Annotated in this window: 1 protein-coding gene; it reads right to left on the minus strand. The window is 44.7% G+C overall.

Going from position 1 to position 2,376, the window contains the following annotated elements:
- Positions 1–1,619: VCBS domain-containing protein (locus AKL11_RS24285; protein ID WP_157673760.1), on the minus strand; the 1,619-nt coding region annotated here is incomplete at its 3' end.
- Positions 1,620–2,376 lie beyond the last annotated feature (757 nt).

Genomic DNA, 2,376 nt, shown 5'->3' on the forward strand with positions numbered 1-2,376 from the left:
GTAGACGTCAGTTCACCGACATCATTGTCGCCCATTTCTGTGATATCACCGATGACATTCGTGGTGGCTTCAATAATAGGCACATCGTTAGTACCGGTCAGGGTGATGACAATATCCTGATCTACCTCACTACCTTCGCCGTCGGACACAGTGACTGTGTAGGTTTGGGTAAGGGTTTGACCGGCGGCCAGGTAGTCGATATCACTATCAGAAACCTCGAAATCCCAATCGATACGACCGGAGCCATCCCCAGTGGTATTGTCTCCTACAGTGACACTGAAACTGCCCAGATATTCGCTACTGGCACTGGCAAAGGTCACGCTTTGAGTATCCGAGAGCTCAACGTCGGCGATGGTGAAGCTGCCATTATCCGATAGAGTGGAAGTCAGTTCCCCAGCTATGTCATCAAATAGCTCTTCAAGAGTGCTGTACACTTTGGTTTCTGCTTCAACGATTGGCGCATCATTGGTACCGGTGATATTCAATGTGACTGCTGCCTCGGATTGCAGTCCGCCGTTGTCACTCATCTGGTAGTAGATTTCGATGGAGGTTATTTCGCCAGTGGTCAGATAATCAAAATCACTACCAGGGTCGAAAGCTAGTTGGTTGTTTTGGATAGAGACGGAGCCAAAGCCAGTGATAGGAGAGCCACTGTGATCGGTGATATAAGCTTCATCCAGACTGAAGTTGTCGGGGGTGTCGGTAAAATCTACATCTTGATCATTAGCTAAGACATTAATAGTTAACAGTTCGTTTTCAGTGATGTCTTCACTATCATTGACGGCCACAGGGATTTCATTGATTTCATTGACAGAGATGGCGATGCTTGCCGTTTCCTTTAGTGTGCCTGAATCCTCAACTTCAATAACCAAGTTGTAATCTGGTCGATCTTCGTAGTTCAGGTCACCGACCAGGCTGAGGGCGCCAGTTGCCGGATCAATTTCAAACTTTTCATCTTCGTTGCCGGATATAATCCGGTAGATGATAGAAGCTCCCTCGGGGTCTTTGGCGAATACCGTGCCCACAATCAAGGAGCCGTCAGCTAGGCTGTTCTCGTTAATGGCGAACGACTGGTCCAGAATCTTTATTGTCTGGTTCAGTGCGATAGTCGCTTCCGGTGCTTCAGTGATTTCGGGGATATGGTTTTCAGGGCCGGTAGCAATTGCTGATTGACTGGAATTTCCAGGTTGGCTTTCGTGATTTAGCCCATCGTAATTGATAACGACTTCTTTAATATACGTGTCTTCAGCAGGCTTATTATTATCGGGGCTGGTTGATTCTTTTCGAGCTTGTGGCTCGCTGTTTTCCCTATTCGAAACATCCGGTACAGGCTTACTTTGATCTGATGCAGTTTCAATCTCAGAGGTGGGTAGCTCGGATGAATGATCAGTTAATAGAGAGGGGCCTAAAACAACTCGCTGATTGTTGACCAAATAGAACATCTGATTATTAATCAGTTCAATCGTTACGTTTGCTTCGGATTGATTAATAATGGTTTCATTCAGGTACAACGGATCGCCAACATAGGCGTTACGAATTTCCCCTTCTTCATTGGTAACCAGCACCATTCCTTCGGCTTCGCTGATATACCCAATAATATCGCCGGCGTTTTTATCCATAATATCCACTCACAAAACACGCATGTTAACCGGTAGACTGCTTGATAAACGGTACAGATGGTTGGTTTAAAAATAGAAAAGGTGAACAATGCTCACTTTTTATCTAGGAGACTGACCGAGATAGGTTGTCCTCCTAATGCTTCCAATGCTTCCCGCATAATTAATGATAGCAGTTTAAGTAGCTTCTCAATAACTGCTGGGCAACGTTAGTACCAAATTACTGTAGCCCTTGGTAATCAATAATCATGTACTATTGTTTTACACGATTTTTGGCAGCGCCCAGCACTTTTTGAGAAGTTACCAGTTTAAAGATTGGCAGGATTTGTCTTATGTCGCTTTTGAGGCAAAAAGTGGATTGGTTAGTTGTGTGTCAAATTTCCGTTTTCCGTTGATCGTAAAAGCCAACGCCGCTTGTGCTTTTGCGGAAAACGGAAATGATCTCAGCCTGTGACTAATACCAATGACGTTTTTAAATTGTGGAACGAGTAAGTTATTTTGGGCGACTGGGCAATACCCACAGAGCATAAAGGCAAAGAGACGAGTCATAGCCTTTATGCCCTGTGGGTATTTATGCCCTGTGGGTATTTATGCCCTATGGGTAGTAGCTATGCCGAGGAACTTCAACGCAGATCCAGTCGGTCAAAATAGCTGCGCAACCTATAACCTAAATCCTGCAATCCATCCGTAAAAAACCCTTGCAATATCCTATGAATAAAGGGATTAAGTGACCTTTCCATTTTTAGAAGGCATCACTTTT

The sequence above is a fragment of the Endozoicomonas ascidiicola genome (assembly GCF_001646945.1).
Taxonomy (GTDB): domain Bacteria; phylum Pseudomonadota; class Gammaproteobacteria; order Pseudomonadales; family Endozoicomonadaceae; genus Endozoicomonas; species Endozoicomonas ascidiicola.